16 protein-coding genes are annotated in these 18,198 nt (G+C 33.3%); 9 read left to right on the top strand and 7 right to left on the bottom strand.

Annotated features, from left to right (window positions below; all coding sequences use genetic code 11):
* Positions 1 to 78: 78 nt before the first annotated feature.
* Both J7K39_03090 and J7K39_03085 read right to left on the bottom strand, forming a co-directional pair.
* Entirely contained in the window at positions 79 to 2,433 is a 2,355-nt protein-coding gene (locus tag J7K39_03090) for an MMPL family transporter (GenBank protein MCD6178868.1), read from the bottom strand.
* 103 nt (positions 2,434 to 2,536) lie between these two features.
* Positions 2,537 to 3,766, bottom strand: coding sequence for a 6-phosphofructokinase (locus tag J7K39_03085; GenBank protein MCD6178867.1), 1,230 nt, complete (start codon positions 3,764 to 3,766; stop codon positions 2,537 to 2,539).
* Positions 3,767 to 4,045: 279 nt separating this feature from the next.
* Between J7K39_03085 and J7K39_03080 the strand changes: the two genes are divergently transcribed.
* Both J7K39_03080 and J7K39_03075 read left to right on the top strand, forming a co-directional pair.
* Positions 4,046 to 5,860, top strand: coding sequence for a DEAD/DEAH box helicase (locus J7K39_03080; protein MCD6178866.1), 1,815 nt, complete (start codon positions 4,046 to 4,048; stop codon positions 5,858 to 5,860).
* 54 nt (positions 5,861 to 5,914) lie between these two features.
* On the top strand, positions 5,915 to 6,262 hold the full coding sequence (locus J7K39_03075) for a hypothetical protein (GenBank protein MCD6178865.1): 348 nt from the start codon (positions 5,915 to 5,917) through the stop codon (positions 6,260 to 6,262).
* 257 nt (positions 6,263 to 6,519) lie between these two features.
* On the opposite strand, the gene xth is transcribed toward J7K39_03075, so the two are convergent.
* Complete coding sequence (gene xth / locus J7K39_03070; GenBank protein MCD6178864.1) at positions 6,520 to 7,284, bottom strand: exodeoxyribonuclease III; 765 nt, start codon at positions 7,282 to 7,284, stop codon at positions 6,520 to 6,522.
* Between the two features lie 153 nt (positions 7,285 to 7,437).
* Between xth and J7K39_03065 the strand changes: the two genes are divergently transcribed.
* The 4 genes from J7K39_03065 (at position 7,438) to J7K39_03050 (ending at position 12,665) form a co-directional block, all read left to right on the top strand.
* A complete protein-coding gene (locus J7K39_03065) occupies positions 7,438 to 9,210 on the top strand; it encodes a chloride channel protein (GenBank protein ID MCD6178863.1) in 1,773 nt (590 codons plus the stop codon).
* A 176-nt stretch (positions 9,211 to 9,386) separates the two neighbouring features.
* Positions 9,387 to 11,159, top strand: coding sequence for a chloride channel protein (locus tag J7K39_03060; protein ID MCD6178862.1), 1,773 nt, complete (start codon positions 9,387 to 9,389; stop codon positions 11,157 to 11,159).
* Positions 11,160 to 11,171: 12 nt separating this feature from the next.
* A complete protein-coding gene (locus tag J7K39_03055) occupies positions 11,172 to 11,888 on the top strand; it encodes a pyridoxine 5'-phosphate synthase (GenBank protein ID MCD6178861.1) in 717 nt (238 codons plus the stop codon).
* A gap of 3 nt (positions 11,889 to 11,891) precedes the next feature.
* A complete protein-coding gene (locus J7K39_03050) occupies positions 11,892 to 12,665 on the top strand; it encodes an alpha/beta fold hydrolase (protein MCD6178860.1) in 774 nt (257 codons plus the stop codon).
* Here the strand turns inward: J7K39_03050 and J7K39_03045 are convergent.
* The 4 genes from J7K39_03045 to J7K39_03030 form a co-directional block, all read right to left on the bottom strand.
* Positions 12,662 to 13,432 (bottom strand): hypothetical protein, encoded by a 771-nt coding sequence (locus tag J7K39_03045; protein MCD6178859.1) that lies wholly within the window; start codon positions 13,430 to 13,432, stop codon positions 12,662 to 12,664. The genes J7K39_03050 and J7K39_03045 overlap by 4 nt on opposite strands.
* 138 nt (positions 13,433 to 13,570) lie before the next feature.
* Positions 13,571 to 14,425, bottom strand: coding sequence for a twin-arginine translocase subunit TatC (gene tatC / locus J7K39_03040; GenBank protein ID MCD6178858.1), 855 nt, complete (start codon positions 14,423 to 14,425; stop codon positions 13,571 to 13,573).
* Positions 14,426 to 14,480: 55 nt separating this feature from the next.
* Positions 14,481 to 15,050 (bottom strand): helix-turn-helix transcriptional regulator, encoded by a 570-nt coding sequence (locus J7K39_03035; protein MCD6178857.1) that lies wholly within the window; start codon positions 15,048 to 15,050, stop codon positions 14,481 to 14,483.
* 1 nt (position 15,051) lies between these two features.
* On the bottom strand, positions 15,052 to 15,858 hold the full coding sequence (locus tag J7K39_03030) for a hemerythrin domain-containing protein (GenBank protein MCD6178856.1): 807 nt from the start codon (positions 15,856 to 15,858) through the stop codon (positions 15,052 to 15,054).
* Between the two features lie 155 nt (positions 15,859 to 16,013).
* On the opposite strand from J7K39_03030, the gene J7K39_03025 reads away from it, so the two are divergent.
* Genes J7K39_03025 through J7K39_03015 form a run of 3 tightly spaced genes read left to right on the top strand, consistent with a single transcriptional unit; the run spans position 16,014 to position 18,104 of the window.
* On the top strand, positions 16,014 to 16,511 hold the full coding sequence (locus tag J7K39_03025; protein MCD6178855.1) for a hypothetical protein: 498 nt from the start codon (positions 16,014 to 16,016) through the stop codon (positions 16,509 to 16,511).
* A gap of 29 nt (positions 16,512 to 16,540) precedes the next feature.
* Positions 16,541 to 17,674 carry a hypothetical protein gene (locus J7K39_03020; protein ID MCD6178854.1) on the top strand — a complete coding sequence of 378 codons (1,134 nt, stop codon included), beginning with the start codon at positions 16,541 to 16,543 and terminating at the stop codon, positions 17,672 to 17,674.
* Positions 17,628 to 18,104 carry a hypothetical protein gene (locus J7K39_03015; protein MCD6178853.1) on the top strand — a complete coding sequence of 159 codons (477 nt, stop codon included), beginning with the start codon at positions 17,628 to 17,630 and terminating at the stop codon, positions 18,102 to 18,104. The genes J7K39_03020 and J7K39_03015 overlap by 47 nt, the downstream gene beginning before the upstream one ends.
* Positions 18,105 to 18,198 lie beyond the last annotated feature (94 nt).

Here is an 18,198-nt window from a genome sequence, read left to right as displayed (position 1 = left end):
TTCTTTATTATTAATATGCCTCTAAGATATAAAATTTATCTAAAAGAAATTAAGGAAAATAATATTTTGGAGTTTAACTTAGTTGTTTGTATCTGTTTCGGCAGCTTCTAAAACAGAAGCTTTAAATGCTCTTGTCGTCATAAACTTATCAAGTGTAAGTAGGATAGATGGCAACAAGAAAAGGTTAGATATTAATGCAATAAGTAAGGTGAACGAAATTAAGTATCCCATAGCTTGAGTTCCTCCAAAAGTAGAAAGGGTGAAAATATAAAACCCAAAAAAGAGCACAATAGATGAGTAAATCATACTATAACCCGTTTCTTTTAGTGCATTTAAAACGGAGACTTCTATTTGCCAATTATTTTGTTTTAAATGCAGTCGGTATCTGGATAAGAAATGGATAGCATTATCAACAGAAATACCCAAGGCAATACTGAAAATTAATATTGTAGAAGGTTTTATGGGAATACCAAAATAGCCCATCATTGCAGCCGTAAGAAGTTGCGGTAAGAGATTCGGGATAAGCGATAATATAATCATTCTTGCAGATGTAAATAGTAATGCCATCAAAAGAGAAATAGCAACTAATGCTAAAAGTAAGCTTTGTAAAAGGTTCTTAACAAGATATTTAGTCCCCTCTAAAAACACAACGCTTGTTCCTGTCATTTCAACATTGAATTTTTTGGGGTTAAATATCTTGTCGATTTTAACTCTTAAGTCCTTTTTTAATTCTTCAATTTCATTGGTTCCAATATTGGCCATCTGAACTGTAATCCTGGTTGTTTGAAGATTATTATCTACAAAGCTGTTTAGTGTATTTTGGTTACCCGAATCAATTTTAGGCATATAAGCTAAAATGAAATTCTTTTCTTGGTTGTTGGGTAAGGTATATTTTGTTTTATCTCCATTATAAAATGCTTGCTTAGAGAATTTTACCACTTCGGTTAAAGATAATGGGCGAGAAAGCTCAGGATATTTTATAAGCTCATTTTGTAAACGATCAATTTTTTTAATGGTACTTAACTGCAATATGCCACGTGGTTTTTTTGTGTCTATAGTAATTTCAAAAGGCATAACCCCTTTAAAATGTTTTTCAAAAAATAGCAGGTCTTGATAAAGAACATCGTCTTTTGGGATATCGTCTACAATATTCCCTGTTGTTTTTAATTGACTAATCCCTATAAAACCTATAATAACAAGGAAAATACTAAGCGCATAAACCCAATTACGATGCTTAGAAACAACGATTAATATTTTATCAACAAGTCGAGAAACTATACCGCTTTCAACATTTGCAAGCAAACGGGGTTTAGGATTTCCCTTGAAAGAAAAAAGAATGGGTATAATAATGAGTGTCAACAGATAAATTCCAAATATATTTAATGCAGCAACAATTCCAAATTCAACCAATAGCTTATTGCCAGTTATAATAAAAGCAGCAAAGCCTGCAGCAGTAGTGGCATTAGTCAAAAAGTTAGCACTTCCAATACGACTGACCATTCTTGTTAGTGCTTTAATCTTATTTTGGTGAACACTGTATTCGGCTATATATTTATTTAGTAAAAATATACTGTTTTCAATACCGATAATAATTAATAATGGCGGTATAATTCCTGTTAAAATAGTTATTTTAAACCCAAGCAAAGCAGTAGTTCCAAGTGCCCATATAACACTAATAGCTACTGTAAGGACAGGATAAAAAACCATCTTAAATGAGCGGAAAAAGATGAGCAAGATAAATGCTGCCACAAAAAGAGCATAAAAAATAAACTGATTAAGTTCTTTTTTTATTAGATCGCTTGTAATTGTTCGGATATATGGTAAGCCGGAAAAATGTACTTCAACGCCTTGTTCTAGTGCGTTTCTATCAATTTTTTCTTTAATTTTATAAATAAGCGGCCCTCGATCTTTGGAGTTTAAGATTTCCTTATCAAGAGTAATCATAAGTAGGAAAACATCCGACTCGCGATTATAAAGTAGACCGTCATAAAAAGGCAGAGAGTAAATAACGTTTTTTAATGAATCTAATTCTTGTTGAGTTTCAGGACGTTTGCTGACAACAGTTTTAAATTCAAATTTCTTTTCTTTAGTGTTTTTCTCGAGAGTATAAATTTGCGCAACAGAAACAACGCCCTCTACACCTTTGATTTCTTTCAGTTCAGCAGATAAGTCGTAAAGAGAATTGAAATTATTTAATTTGAAAACATCATGATTAACGGCACCAACAAACATAACGGCCCCATCTTGACCAAATTCTTTTTTAAACTTTTTATAGGCTTGTAAGGTTGGGTGATTGTCGGGGAGCATTTGAGCAAACTCATAAGAGAGCTTTAAAGAACGCGCCTGAAAAGCAAAGAACACAGTAATCAATCCTATAATAATTAGATTGGTTATGCGATACCTTAAAATTCCCCTAATGATATATTTCCACATTATTTCTGACGCAAAAGGTTCTCAATAGCCGTTACTTAGCAGCGGCAAAGCTAAGGTTTTTTTTGCGAGAATAAAAAATAGATTTAAAGCTAAAAATCTTGTCTTATTTATTCTCAACCCAGTTAAGGATTTTATGAAAATCATAATCTTCGGGATTTTCAACTATTTGCTTTACTGTGCCATAGTCCGATTCTACAATATACTGTTGGTTATCTTCATAAACCATTTTAAAGCGTTCGGATTCAATGTTTACCAACCGTGGTTTAATTTTTCCATTCTCGTCTTCTACATCTTTCAGGTAAAGGGGTAAAATATCACCTCTTTGGTCAGAGGTTACCATAGCACCGCTTATACCCTGATCGAATAGTTTTTTTACTCCCATCCCCAATAATGCACAATAAACTAAATCAAAGGCAACAGGAGGAACGCATCTGATTTCATAACCTATTTCTACCGGACGACTTTTTACAGGAATATTGAGCTTTTTTAACTTCTGTTGAAGTAATACATTAAATATGTGGGCTTTACTTAAATTGCCTAATTCAGGATGTCCGTGCTCATCGTAAGTAAATACAATGCCGGAGCTTTCAATTTCTTCATCTCCCATAGAATGAAAAACACCTTCGCTTACAATAACAACACCGTAATTGATTCCTAAAACTTTTCGTTTTAGAATAGATGAAATAATCAAGCGAATTATTTTATCTAACGAAACTTTGGTTTTGTTAAACATCTCGGGGATAATAATAAGTGGATAATGACAAGCAGCTCCTATTCCGAACGCAAGGTGTCCGGCTTCTCTTCCCATTGCGCTTACAATAAACCAGTTGCCACTTGTACGAGCATCTTCGTAAATAGTAGTAGCCATACGAACGCCCTCGCTTTTTGCAGAATGATAACCAAATGTAGGGTTTCCCTCAGGTAAAGGTAAATCGTTATCAATTGTTTTTGGAACGTGAATATTCTTAATACGAACATTATTCTTAGCTAAGAATTTTGCGATTCTATTAGCCGTACTGGCAGTATCATCACCTCCGATAGTAACTAATAATTTAACGTTATTATCGATAAATATTTTAGTGTTAAATTCGCTATCCTTTGGTTTATGTCGGCTCATTTGAATTGCAGAACCTCCTTCTTTATGGATGCGATCTGCTAATTTAAAATCAATTTCAGTGATATTTGGATTTTCTTCAAATAGCGCTTTGTATCCACCATTTAAGCCAATTATACGAAATCCATCTTTAATAAAAACTTTTGCTACTGTGGCTATTACCGTATTTATACCGGGTGCAGGACCACCTCCGGCCAGAATTATAATCGACTTTTGCATGATAGAATATATTAAATTTTTTTGGTGGCGCAAAGTTAAGAATAATTTGCTTGTTAAGATGAATTCAGCATAAAGATTACTAACGGCTTTCTCAACTGAATTTAAGTTGTTAGGCTGTTGAGAGTTGGTGTTTATGATTATATCCTTATCTTGGATGAGAGATATTTTCTATAAATTATTTATTTTTAAGCATTTATTGCAAAATAAAGCATACTTTTGCACACTTTTTTGAATGGGATAATTGATTTGATACTCATTCTTTTAATTTAAATAACAATAATGAAATTCGAACAATTAGGGTTAAAACCCAACATTCAACAAGCCTTAGATAAAATGGGTTTTGTTGAGCCTACACCAGTACAAGAAAAAGCAATACCTTTTTTACTAAACGAAAATAAAGATTTGGTTGCTAATGCCCAAACGGGTACCGGAAAAACAGCAGCATTTGGTTTGCCTATTTTAGAGCAAATCGATAGTGAATCAAAAGATATACAAGCACTAATACTGTCTCCCACACGCGAATTAGCTTTGCAAATAGCAAAGGATTTAGAAACTTTTTCGGCTTTTATGCCAAAGTTAAAAGTAATTCCCGTTTACGGTGGAGCAAGTATTGAAGTCCAAATAAATGCATTAAAACGTGGTGGTCAAATAGTAGTTGGAACACCGGGTAGAATGTTAGATTTAATTAAACGCAAAAGACTTAAAGTCGATCGTATTAAGTGGCTTGTTTTAGACGAAGCTGATGAAATGTTGAGTATGGGTTTTAAAGACGAATTGGATGAGATTTTATCCAATACTCCCGAGCAAAAACAAACAATGCTTTTTTCTGCAACTATGCCAAGAGGTATTCTCAGTATAGCTAAAAACTATATGGGTGATTATCACGAAATAACTATTGGAACTAAGAATAGCGGCGCGAAAAATGTAGAGCATATTTATTATCAAGTTGCGGCAAGAGATAAATATGCAGCATTAAAACGTTTGGCTGATATTCATTCGGATATATACGGTATAGTATTTTGTCGTACTCGTATGGAAACAAAAGATATAGCCGATAAATTAATGGCTGATGGTTATAATGCCGACGCATTGCATGGAGATCTATCACAGGATCAACGCGATAAAGTGATGGGGCGTTTCCGTAAGAAGAACTTACAGATACTTGTTGCTACTGATGTGGCTGCTCGCGGATTAGATGTGGATAAGCTTACTCATGTTATTAATTATAACCTTCCTGATGATAACGAAGTTTATATTCATCGTAGCGGAAGAACAGGACGTGCCGGTGAAAAAGGTATTTCTATTTCCCTAATCCATTCTCGCGAAAGAGGAAAACTACGCGATATGGAGCGTAAAATAGGTAAAGAATTTGAACGTAGACAAGTGCCCGGTGGTGCAGAAATTTGTAATGTTCGTTTGTTTAACTTAATAGAGAAAGTTGAAAAAATTGATGTAAACACCGAACAAATAGGACAATTTTTACCTGCTATTTATAATAAATTAGAGAATTTAAGTCGTGAAGAGCTGATTCAGCATTTTGTTTCTTACGAATTTAACTCTTTCTTAAAATATTATAAAAACGCACCCGATTTGAATATTAAAGGTAACGATAGAGATGACGGACGCAGAAGTAGAGATGGAAGAGATCGTGATCGCCGAGGCAGAGATCGTGACCGTGGGGATAGAGACCGTGGAGATAGAAGATCCAATCGCGATGGAAGAACTTCGGATGGTTATCAAAAAGATAGTCGCAAGAGAAAAATGGATATGGCTCGCTTTCACGTTAATGTTGGAAGTAAAGACAAACTAAATCCTGGTCGCTTAATGGGGATTATCAATCAGAATCCTAAATTAAGTTCTGTTGAAATTGGTGATATTGAAATCTTGAAGAAGTTTTCTTTCTTTGAAGTTGATAAAGCAAAATCAAATGAAATTCTAGAACATTTTAATAATCAGGATTTCCAAGGCGTTGAGTTAAAAGTAGAATTAACGAAAAGTAAATCTAGGAGTAGTGAACGTCAGTATAATTCAGGAAGAGATAATAAATTTAAGAAGAACGGATCCAATCCTCGTAGAAGTAATCGTAGAGATTAACTAAAATAATTACTGTGATTTTTCAACTTTGTATTTGTTAATACTTAAAAAATTATGGAATTAATTAACGAGACTGCTTTTTTGTTGAATAAGGATTTTGGGCAGGAAGAGGAAACAGCTCTGAAATTGCATAATGATCTGACAGAAAACGACCTGAAGTTGTATTTGCAAAATGTTATTACTTGGTATATAGAAACAGATTTCCATACTTTAGTTAATATTTTTTATCGTCTCGATATTCACGAGCAGAAATTCAATACTATTATAGATACTCAAATGGGTGATGAGCTTACTTCAGGATTAGCAGATCTTGTTTTAGAGCGTGAAATGCAAAAAGCAAAAACGCGATTAGCATATCGGGAGTATTTAAAAAAGACAGAAGGAGAAAAACCCCGATTTTAATAGAAGGGGGTTTCTTCTGAAAACAAATTATTTTTAGTCAGTATTGATTTTTAGTTCAACCCATTAGGACAATGATCCGATTGTTTAGCCTTGGCAATAATGCCAGATACTATTAGAATTTCTTATCAGCGTCTATCAGCGAAATCTGCGGGAGCATTTTTATCAAGATGTATTTTTTTCTGCAAATAACGTGGATTATCGCAGAAAAGGTGATAAAAAAAGACGGTTTTGGTGTTAATTTAGGAATGGTTTTTTGCTTAAATATCAATTTCCACCCAAGTAGGGCAATGATCTGATTGTTTTGCCTCGGGCAAAATACCCGAATCTTTTAAGTTTTCGCTTAAATTTTCGGTGAGCATATTATAATCAATACGCCATCCTTTATTGTTATTACGTGCATTTGCACGATAAGACCACCACGTATAATTATGCGGTTCTTTATTTAAACGACGGAAAGAATCAATAAACCCCAAGTTGAGAAAATTTGTCATCCATTCACGCTCTTCCGGTAAGAAACCGGAGCTGTTTTTGTTTCTTATGGGATCGTGAATATCTATGGCTTCGTGACAAATATTATAATCGCCTGAAACAACCAATTTTGGTCTTGATTTTCTAAGTTCCTGAATATAGTTGGCGAAATCATCCAACCATTGCATCTTAAATGCTTGACGTAAATCTCCACTTGATCCGGAAGGATGATAAACGCTGATGACAGAGATATTACCAAAATCAGCCCGAATAAAGCGACCCTCAGAGTCGTATTTTTCAATTCCCATACCATATTCCACATGATCGGGCTCTTGTTTGCAAAGAATAGCAACACCACTATATCCTTTTTTCTGAGCAGAAAAAGAATAAGTATAATATCCGGCTTCCGTAAAATCAAAGATTGGTATTTGATCAACTTGAGCTTTGGTTTCTTGAATACAAACGATATCCGGATTTTCATTTTTCAACCAATCAATAAAGCCCTTTTTCATGGCGGCGCGTATGCCGTTTACATTATATGTTACTATCTTCATTTTCATTTTTTTTGCTAAAGTAACAAAATTCAATTTGACATAAAAAGCAAATATTAGTGTGCTGTTTATTAATCTTTTGTTACTTTAGCGAGCTGTTTTTTAAAAAATAGAATGCAATTTTTTGTAGATTGAAAAAAGAATGAAAAGCATATAATGAATATCAAATTATTGCAACGAATAGGGATTATTCGTGTAAAAAAACTTGCGGGGAAACAGTTTATTTACATTATTAGTATAGTTATTGGTATTATAGCCGGTTTAGTTGCATCCTTAATTAAAACAGGAGTGCATCAACTACAAGCTCTTTTGCGGTTTGCTAAAGATTTTCAATACCAATCCTACCTTCATATTTTATATCCTTTAATAGGAATAGGTTTAGCCGTTATTTTCATTAAATTTATTATAAAAAGACATGTTGGGCATGGCGTTCCATCGGTGCTTTATGCTATTTCTAAACAGAATGGGATAATTCCAAAGCATAATACTTTTTCAAGTATTGTAAGTTCTATTTTAACTGTTGGTTTTGGTGGTTCTGTTGGTCTGGAAGGTCCTACAGTTGCTACAGGGGCTGCTTTTGGAAGTAGTTTGGGCCAGATATTCAGGTTGAATTACAGACAAATTACTCAGTTGTTAGCAATTGCAAGTGCTGCTGCTTTGGCAGCTATTTTTAAAGCTCCAATTGCAGCTATCGTTTTTGCTATGGAAGTGATTATGATTGATTTGACTATGGTTGCTCTTGTTCCTTTGTTGTTGGCTTCGGTAACAGCTGTTCTTACTTCCTATGCTTTTATGGGGCGTGGAGCGATATACGCCATTCAATCAATAGATCCTTTTTCATATTCCGATTTAATTTGGTATGCGCTTTTAGGCGTATTTGCGGGTTTTGTATCTATTTATTTCACCAAAGTATATATTAAAATCGCTCAGCTTTTTTCTGATATCAAAAGCTGGTATAAACGTTTACTTATTGGCGGTAGCATTTTAGGTTTTTTGGTTTTTTTATTCCCTGCTTTATATGGTGAGGGATATGAATTTATAAATAGTGCTTTACACGGAAACTATTCTTTGATGTTCGACAATAGTTTATTTGTTGATTTTCAAGATAATATTTGGGTTATATTAGGACTAATGCTTGTTATTATATTAATGAAAGCTATAGCTACTTCGGTTACTTTTGGAGCGGGAGGAATTGGAGGGGTTTTTGCTCCTTCACTATTTTTAGGGACTTATTCAGGCTTATTATTTGCAAAAGCAATAAATGTTTCATCTTTAGCTCAGGTGTCGGAATCTAATTTTGCTTTAGTAGGAATGGCAGGTATAATTTCGGGGGTTTTACAAGCACCGCTTACCGCTATATTCTTAATTGCCGAAATCACTACCGGATATCAATTGTTTGTTCCATTAATGATTACTTCGGCTCTTGCTTATGCAACGACTAAAATATTTGTTCCCAATTCTGTATATACTTATCAGCTTGCAAGAAGAGGGGAATTAATGACACACCATAAAGATAAAGTGGTACTGCAGATGATGCGTGTTGACAAGTTAATAGAAAAAGATTTTGCAGCTATTGGACCTGATGCGACCTTAGGCGATATGGTGAATTTGGTATCTAAAGCTAAACGGAATATTTTCCCCGTTATTGATGATACAAATCATTTTTATGGTATCGTTACACTCGATGTTATTCGTAATATTATGTTTAAGCCAGAGCTTTACGATGAGGTGAAAATATCAGAGTTTATGTTTCAACCTTTGGCAACAGTTAGCCCCGACGAATCAATGGAAGAGGTTGCCAATAAATTTAATAAAACGGGTAATTATACTATGCCGGTTATTAAAAACGGTAAGTATCTTGGCTTTGTTTCTCGTGCTAATGTGTATTCAGCTTATCGGAAATTATTAAAAGATTTTTCTGAAGATTAATAGTCTTTGAATTTTAGTTCTAAAAAAATTCAACTTAAAAAATTACCAAAATTTATTTTATTATAAAAAGTAGTAGTAAGGGTTTTACAATGCAATCTTTTACTAATTTTGCAAACTGAATTGATGAAAAGTAAATTTGCTTTTATTTATTGAATATCAGATATATATACTTATTAATGAGTAATAAAACAATTCTTAGATTTCAAATTCGCAGGTTTAAAAAGTTAGCAGGAAAGCAATTTCTTAACTACATAAGTATAATAACTGGTGTTTTAGTTGGGATCTCGGTAATAATTATTAAGCGTGGAGTAGATTTAGTGCAATCGCTTTTAGAAAAATTAGATGGGTTTCCTTATCACGAATATTTTCATCTTATTTACCCCATAATTGGTATTAGTTTGGCGGTTTTGTTTATCAATTTTGTGATTAAGCGTCATATCGGACATGGTATTCCAGCGGTACTTTACGCTATTGCTAAAGAGGGAGGAATGATCCCTCAGCATAATGTTATATCCAATATAATAACTTCAATATTTACTGTTGGCTTCGGAGGTTCTGTTGGTTTAGAGGGTCCGATTGTACTTACCGGTGCTACCATCGGAAGTGGTGTAGGTCAGGTGGTGAAGCTAAATTATCGTCAAATCACGCATTTAATAGCAATTGCAAGTGCTGCTGCTTTGGCTGCCATTTTTAAAGCTCCCATTGCGGCAATTGTATTTGCTATGGAAGTAATTATGATTGACCTTACCATGATGGCATTAATTCCTTTATTATTAGCTTCTGTTTCTGCTGTAGTTACCTCTTATTTATTTATGGGAAGAGGAGCTGTATATGCCATTCAAGCCATTGATCCGTTTGCTATTTCTGATTTGTTATGGTATGCGCTCTTAGGTGTTTTTGCAGGTTTTATCTCTGTATATTTTACCAAAGTTTACATAAAGATAAGTGAGCTTTTTTCGAGAGTAAAAAAATGGTATAAGCGATTATTTATTGGAGGAAGTATTTTAGGTGTTTTAATATTCTTATTCCCTAACTTATATGGTGAGGGTTATGAATTTATTAACGCCTCTTTACATGGCGATTTATCTTTAATGTTTGAAAATAGTTTATTTGAAAATTATCAGAATCAAATATGGGTTTTTCTTGGCGTTATGGTAGCTGTAATACTTTTAAAAGTAGTGGCGACTTCTGTTACATTTGGTGCTGGCGGAATTGGAGGTGTTTTTGCTCCGGCTCTATTTTTAGGAACTCTATCTGGAATATTTTTCGCGAAAATAATCAACCTCACCTCTTTTACTCGTCTTTCTGAATCCAACTTTGCTTTAGTAGGTATGGCTGGCGTAATCTCCGGAGTACTTCATGCCCCTCTTACGGCTATTTTTCTTATTGCCGAAATTACAACGGGATATCAGCTATTTGTTCCTCTAATGGTTACTTCAACATTGGCATATATCACAGCTCGCCTTTTTATTCCAAATTCTGTTTATACTTATCAGCTGGCTAAACGTGGTGAGTTGATGACCCATCATAAAGATAAATCAGTAATGCAATTAATGCGGGTAGATAAATTGATTGAAAAAGATTTTAGATCCATTGATCCTGATGCAACTCTTGGCGATATGGTGAATTTGGTATCAAAAGCTAAACGGAATATTTTTCCTGTTGTTGATGATAAAAATCACTTTTATGGCTTAATAACATTAGATGTAATTCGTAATGTTATGTTTAAGTCAGAGCTTTATGATGAAGTGAAAATATCGGAGTTTATGTTCCAGCCTTTGGCAACGGTTAGTCCCGATGAATCAATGGAAGAAGTTGCCAATAAATTTAATAAAACGGGTAATTATACCATGCCGGTTATTCAGAATGATAAATATCTTGGCTTTGTTTCGCGTGCAAATGTGTATTCTGCCTATCGGAAATTATTAAAAGACTTTTCTGACGATTAAATTCAAAATATTATGACTAAATTAAGTGTAAATATTAATAAAATTGCCACTTTACGTAATGCGCGAGGTGGGAATATGCCCAATGTTTTACAATCTGCCTTAGATATAGAACGTTTTGGAGCACAGGGAATTACGGTACATCCCAGACCGGATGAGCGGCATATCAGGTATAGCGATGTGCGTGAATTAAAACCAGCTATCGCTACGGAATTTAATATTGAAGGTTATCCCAATAAGGCCTTTATCGATTTGGTTTTAGAAGTTGTTCCTGCCCAAGTGACTTTGGTTCCTGATCCGCCGGAAGTTCTAACTTCTAATGCAGGTTGGGATACCATTACGCATCAAGCTTTCTTAACTGAGGTTATTGGTCGATTCAAAGCTGCAGGTATTCGTACAAGCATTTTTATCGAAACGGATGCGGAAATGATTCGAAATGCCGTTAAAACGGGAGCTGACAGAGTAGAGCTTTATACCGAAGCCTATGCTGCTAATTATACTGCTAATAAAGAGAAAGCAATAAAACCATTTGTTGAGGCTGCAATTGTTGCCAATGAAGTAGGTTTGGGATTGAATGCGGGTCACGATTTAAATTTGGAAAATCTGAAATATTTTGCGGATAATATTCCCGGTTTACTCGAAGTGTCTATTGGGCATGCTCTAATTTGTGAAGCTTTATATTTGGGATTGGAAAATACCGTTCAGATGTATTTGAATTGCTTGAGGAAATAAACGATGCAGCTTTTTTATAGAACTTACGGTGAGGGAAAACCATTTATTATTTTACATGGTCTTTTCGGTATTTCTGATAACTGGGTAAGTTTCGCAAAAAAAATTGCAGAACTTGGCTATCAGGTTTTTATTTTAGATCAGAGAAATCACGGCCAATCACCTCATAGCCCAAATTTTAATTATTTGGCTTTGGTAGACGATTTATTTGAATTTATTGATGAGCATGAATTGGAAGACGCTATTATTCTTGGCCATTCTATGGGCGGGAAAGTAGCTATGCGTTTTGCATTAGAGAATCCCGACTATCTTTCCAAATTAATAGTTGTAGATATCAGCTTACGTCAATATCCTCCTCGCGATTATCATTTAAAAGTAATTAATGCGATGAAAAAAGTCGATTTTTCTAAAATTGAAAGGCGACAAGATGTTGAGGTAATCTTAGCTAACGATATAGAATCACCTCGTATACGTCAGTTTGTTATGAAGAATCTTTATCGTAAAGAAGAAAAAGAATTTGCTTGGCGCATGTGTTTAGATTGTATTGCTAATAATTTAGATGAGATGTTTGATGGTATTGAGCCGGAACACCCATTAGACAAACCTACTCTTGTCGTTAGAGGAGGAGCGTCGGATTATGTTTTAGACTCAGATTTGCCGCCTTTAATAAATGCTTTTCCGCAAGCGAATATTAAAACAATTGAAAAGGCAACACATTGGGTACATGCCGAAGCTCCTGAGCAGTTTTTTAAGTATGTAGAGGAATTTTTAAGCGACTAAAATTTAGCCCATTTTAAGCTGCGTCTGCTTTTTGGTCGTACTATATAGCCGTTAATTTGTTTAAGGTTGAAATTGTAGGTAACGTTTAGTGCTAAATACAACATAAAATCTTTTGAGTCGTTGGAGTAAGCATCAAGCTTATCGGTATTAACATAATGGTAGGTTGCATCAAAAGCAAAAGTAAAATTCTGATTAAAGTTATATGCAACGCCAATACCGGCAGGAACTACCCATTCGGTAATCATTTTATCAGCTCCCCATTCTTTTATTAAGTCTCCTGTACTTGTATTGTAAACAGAACTACGAAAATCAATTAGCCCATAACCAAGAAAAACGTAAGAATAAAACTTACGTTGATAGCCCGCCGGATAATTAAAAAAGTCGGTAACGTTGATCATTAGCTGAGCGGTATACTCATTATATTCGGAGTTCATATCGTAACTGCTTTTTAGGCTATGTAACTTCCCTTTTTGAAAATTAATACGCATTGCCAAATAAGGTCTCACCCATTTACCTACCGAAGCACTATATGATAAATTACTTTCATTAGGAATTTTCTTTAAAGGATCTAAATCGTAATTACTTAAACCGCCATAATAAAGAGCAGTACCTCCTGACAAGTTGAACATCCAATCGCGATAAGCTTCCGGTGTATGGTAAAGTTTAGACCAACGCTGAGAATGAGGTCGCATTTGTGCATTTGAAGTAAGAACTAAAAATCCTGCAAAAAATAATACCAATATTATGTTGAGCTTATGTCTGTTCACCTTTAAATAGTGTATATATTAATGATAACGCGAGAATTACAAAAATATTTTAGTGATAAATTACTCCAAAGCAATTCCGATAACAAATATAGTATGTTTTTCAAAATTAGCAAATTAAAAAAGTGCTGCATTTTCATATTAATCGGATACTATATTCTTTTTTTCACCACGTTTTGCCAATAGAATGCTAAACTCATAAAGAATCATTAAGGGAATAGTTACCAATATTTGGCTAAAGACATCTGGAGGAGTTACAATTGCCGATAGAATTAGAACTACTACTAAGGTGTATTTTCTGTTTTTTTTCAGAGATTCCACATTGATAATTCCTATTGTAGCTAAAAAATAAACTAATACGGGAAGTTCAAAAACTAAGCCTATAGAAAGGGTTACGGTAACAACAGTACTAATATATGAATTTAATGATATTTGATTTTGAACCATATCGCTAACGTGGTAAGAACCAAAGAAATTTAGAGTAAGCGGAACGATTAAAAAATAAGAAAAGAGCACTCCCGAATAAAACAGAAAAGAAAATATAATTACAGCTCCTCCCGAGTTTTTGCGTTCATCGTCGTAAAGAGCCGGTTTTACAAAACGCCAGAATTCGTAAATAATATAGGGAGCGGCAGTTATAAAACCCATAACAAAACTAATATACATATGTGTCATAAACTGACCCGACATATTAATATTGATAATTTCTAAAGCTATATCTTTTACGCAGAAATAATTAATTCCTATTAATTGTCCAAGAAAACACAAGCCTCTATTAGTAATGAAATCACTGTCTTTAACGGCAAGAATAATCTCGTTAAAGATAAAATCTTTATTTAAAAAGGCTACTATGGATAGAATAAAAACAGCAAAAATCGAACGTATAAAAGTGCCCCGTAATTCGATTAGATGATCCCAAAAAGACATTTCCTTCTCATCTTTGATGGGAGCTTGCTTTTTACGCTTGTTTTTGTTTGAGCTTATTTGTTCTGCCATAGACAAGGCAAATTTAGGAATATTTTTGGCTTAGTTAGATTTAGGATAGGAGATGTTAAATATTGTCTCCCATTTTTATCAGTTTATTTAATAATGCATAGACCGTAAGCCCAGAAACGGTTTTAATACCGAGCTTTCGAGTGATATTTTTACGATGAGTGATAACGGTATGTGCACTAATAAATAATTTATCGGCAATTTCTTTATTGGTTTGTCCTAAAGCGACTTCCCTAACTATATCAAGCTCACGGTCGCTTAATATCGATTCTGTCTTTGTGCTTGAGCTGTTTTTTTCCATCAATGCCAGATTCCTTTTCAGAATATGTAAAATGGAACTCTCGGTATCGTCTAAAAAAAGAAACTCAGAATTTGTATAGTCAGTATCAATATATTCAGGGCGCGAATCAATTAATTTTATAAGTTGAGTTTCTTTAAATTTATTTAAGTCAAGGTGTGTTATAATTTCGGTAGAAGCCAAAAGAAGTGTAATATTATTTATGTTATTTAATTTGTTTAACTCTTCGGCAAAGCAAACGCTGCTTATTTTGCACCCTGTATATAATCCTTTAAGTATATCGGTTAAGCCTTTACGAACAATAAAAGAAGCTGTAGCAATAACTATCATATTATTTTTTTAATGCTAATAAAGTTGTTTCCATTTCTATAATCTGTGGAACTAACACCATATTTTCTATACGCGCATGATCGCTCAAATCTTGTTCCAAAGTAAATAATTCCATTAAAACCCTATTTCGTAGGTAGCTGTCGTTGGGTGTTGTGAGGTATTTAATCAAAATATTTTTAAGGTCGAAAAGCTTTGCTTCAATATCGGAATGTTCTTTTTGATAACTACTTATAGGATAGTGGTTTATTTTATCTAACAGCTCTGTACTTAACGATTTTTTACGGTAGGCTTCGGCTATCTCAACCATATAAGGGTAAACCTGTTCTTCCTCCAAAGAGATATGGCTGTATAGCTCTTTTTTATATTCTTCAAAAAAGTTTTTAACGAGAATAAATTCTTCTTTGGTTAGTTGCGAATGTTGGATAAGCAGGTTTATTCTGTTTTCTATTTCAGGAATAATTCGCTCTAAATAGTAGGTGTGTGTTTTTAATAAATAAGATACCACATCTCTTACCGAATGTGCCTGAAGTCTTTCCGAAAAGCTATCATCAGTATCCATAAATGCGTTAATGATAGTAAGGAAGAATTCTGTGTCAAGGTCGTTTTCGGCACAAACTTTTTCAATTGTTTTATCTTGAAATCCCAATTGAATGCCCAACCTGTTAATAACCGGAAGCAATAAATAATTACGATGAATGGCATCGGCCATTTTCATGTCTTTAGTGATATGCATAATTAAAGCCTTAGAATACAAAAGTACAAATTTCTTTGTGGATGTTGATGGAATAAGAATAATTTGAGTTAGCATACCTAACTATGCAAGGGAGTATGTGGTGTTTTTTCTGAAAAAATAACGGCTTGATTTTTAATCGTTTAAAGGTATTTATTAACCCTTTTTCTTTTCAAATATTATTACTATATTGCACTGTAGTTATAAATTATAACTCCTTAAAAAGAAACAAAATGGAAAAATTGAAAATTAGCTCCATTATTTTTAGTTTAGTTGTTCTTTCTAGCTGCGCAAAAAGAATTGAAAAAGAGAATAATATTAAATCAGCCGAATTGATTAAATCTCCTGTACTTGAAGTAGAGCGTACACATTTGAGAAGAGTGTATAATTTGGATTGGCCTAATCCTGGCGATGAGTTTTGTTGCCTCCCTGCGGTAGATTGTTGGGACGATGTTATCGTATATCCAAAGAGTGATTCTTCTGTTGAGAAAGAGTTTGACAAGTTTATTAAAGCGAATAATGACAATAATTTAATTGAATATTTTTTAGAAAATAATTGGCAGGAACTTTTTCCGTACATGACAGAAACTATTTATCTTGGAATTATTGATAAGCGTTTTATTATTTCAGTTAGACCAGACTCGAAACAAGAAGGTACGATAATTATTGCGGTAAGAGATTTTGGGAAGAATGTTCTTGCGGCTTATCCTCTTAGTCTCTCAGAGAAATAAGATATTTAAATAAATTTTTACTTTCTAGTATGAAAAGAATAGTATATTTTGTAGCATGGAGCGTTATTTTTTTATTTGGCTGTAAAAATCAAGAACAGAAATTAAGCAGCGATATCCGTTTTAAGGATGTCGCTGTTCCTGTTGATGTTAATTATATTACTAGCATAGGGAATTTCACGAATAATTTTAAATATATTATTGACTCATCTTCAACTTACCTTTACTCTTACTCATGGAAAGATAAGGCTGTTTTTATAGGTGATTTAAATGCAATAGGTACAAAATTTGATTTAAGTTTTTTAAACAATGAAATTGAATTCTCACAAGGAACAGATTTGATATTCAAATCAAGGAGCGAAGCGATTCTTCTTTGTAGTGACGAACGTAAATTAGTACTAATTAATCTCGCCAATAAAAAGTATGAAATATTAAGTTATGATACATTAATTGCTGGAAATACTTTCCCCTTGTCTTACTGGAATAGTTCTATGTTATTTTCCGAGAAACTTTATTTGCCTATTGCTTATAGCGACATTTTTATAAAAAATAAAGAGTCTATTTATAATTATTTTTCACGAAAAATAGGAGTCGCAGTTTCTATACAAGATGGAATTTCTGCTGTAGAATTATTTGGCAACTTTCCTTTAAGTTATCAAAATGGAGACTTTTATAACGATTTTTATTCCAAATTAACTGAATTACCAAATAATGGTGTTGCTTATTCATTTAGTTGTGATGACAGTATTTATATTTATAATAAAAACCAAAAGGAGGCTCGCTTTTTTGGGAGTGGAAGTAAGAAGGGTTTCAAACCTTTTTCTCTTACGGAATTACGGAATGGCAATTATAAAAGGAAATATACATTAGAAGAACCTAGATATTTGCAATTAATTTATGATCCCTATACAAATTTAGTGTATAGGGTATATAAGCATAAGAGCGATTATTTAGTTGAAGGTAAGGTTGTTAAGAGCATTGATATCTCTTGGAGCTTACTCGTTTCGGATCTTAATTTTTCTGAAATCACTGAATATGAGTTTGTAGATGGAAATTATTCTCCTATTGGAATGATGCCGACAGATGCTGGATTATTTATTTTAAAGTATAAACAAGAAAATGAACAAGAAATCAGAGGTAGTTTATTTCAAATACCATCACCTTAGCAAGTGGATTTTTATATTTTTTATCCTGTTCTCTTGCTCTGGCAAAACAAACATATCTAAAGATTTTGACAATTATCTTGCCGCTTTTGATGAGTCAATACCAGAATCAGAGCATTTTTATGTCATTTTATCAAAGTATGCCTGTCAATCCTGCTTAAAAAGTTTGCTGCCTATTTTTGTAGAAAAAAGTAAAAATTATAAGCAAGACAGCTTTACTTATATTGTTGCTAATAGCAGTAAATATTCTTCATTAGAGAATTTAAAAGCTAAAGTTATTAATGATAAAAAAGAGTTAATCTCTAGGCTTACTATGAATATATCAGATTTTACAATTATTAAAACTAATAAACATAAAATAATAAAGGTTTTGAATTTTGGCACAACGGATTACGATAAGTTTTTACTTTTCCTTAATACAGAGTTGAGATAAAATGCTTTTGAAGTATATGCTGTAAGAATCATCTTTTTTCTGATAGCAATAAAAATCATGTTTACCTTTGTTGTTTATTCTTAAAAAATAAGGA

The organism is Bacteroidales bacterium, assembly GCA_021157585.1.
Classification (GTDB): domain Bacteria; phylum Bacteroidota; class Bacteroidia; order Bacteroidales; family UBA12170; genus UBA12170.
This window is presented reverse-complemented; position numbering and strand designations above follow the sequence as displayed.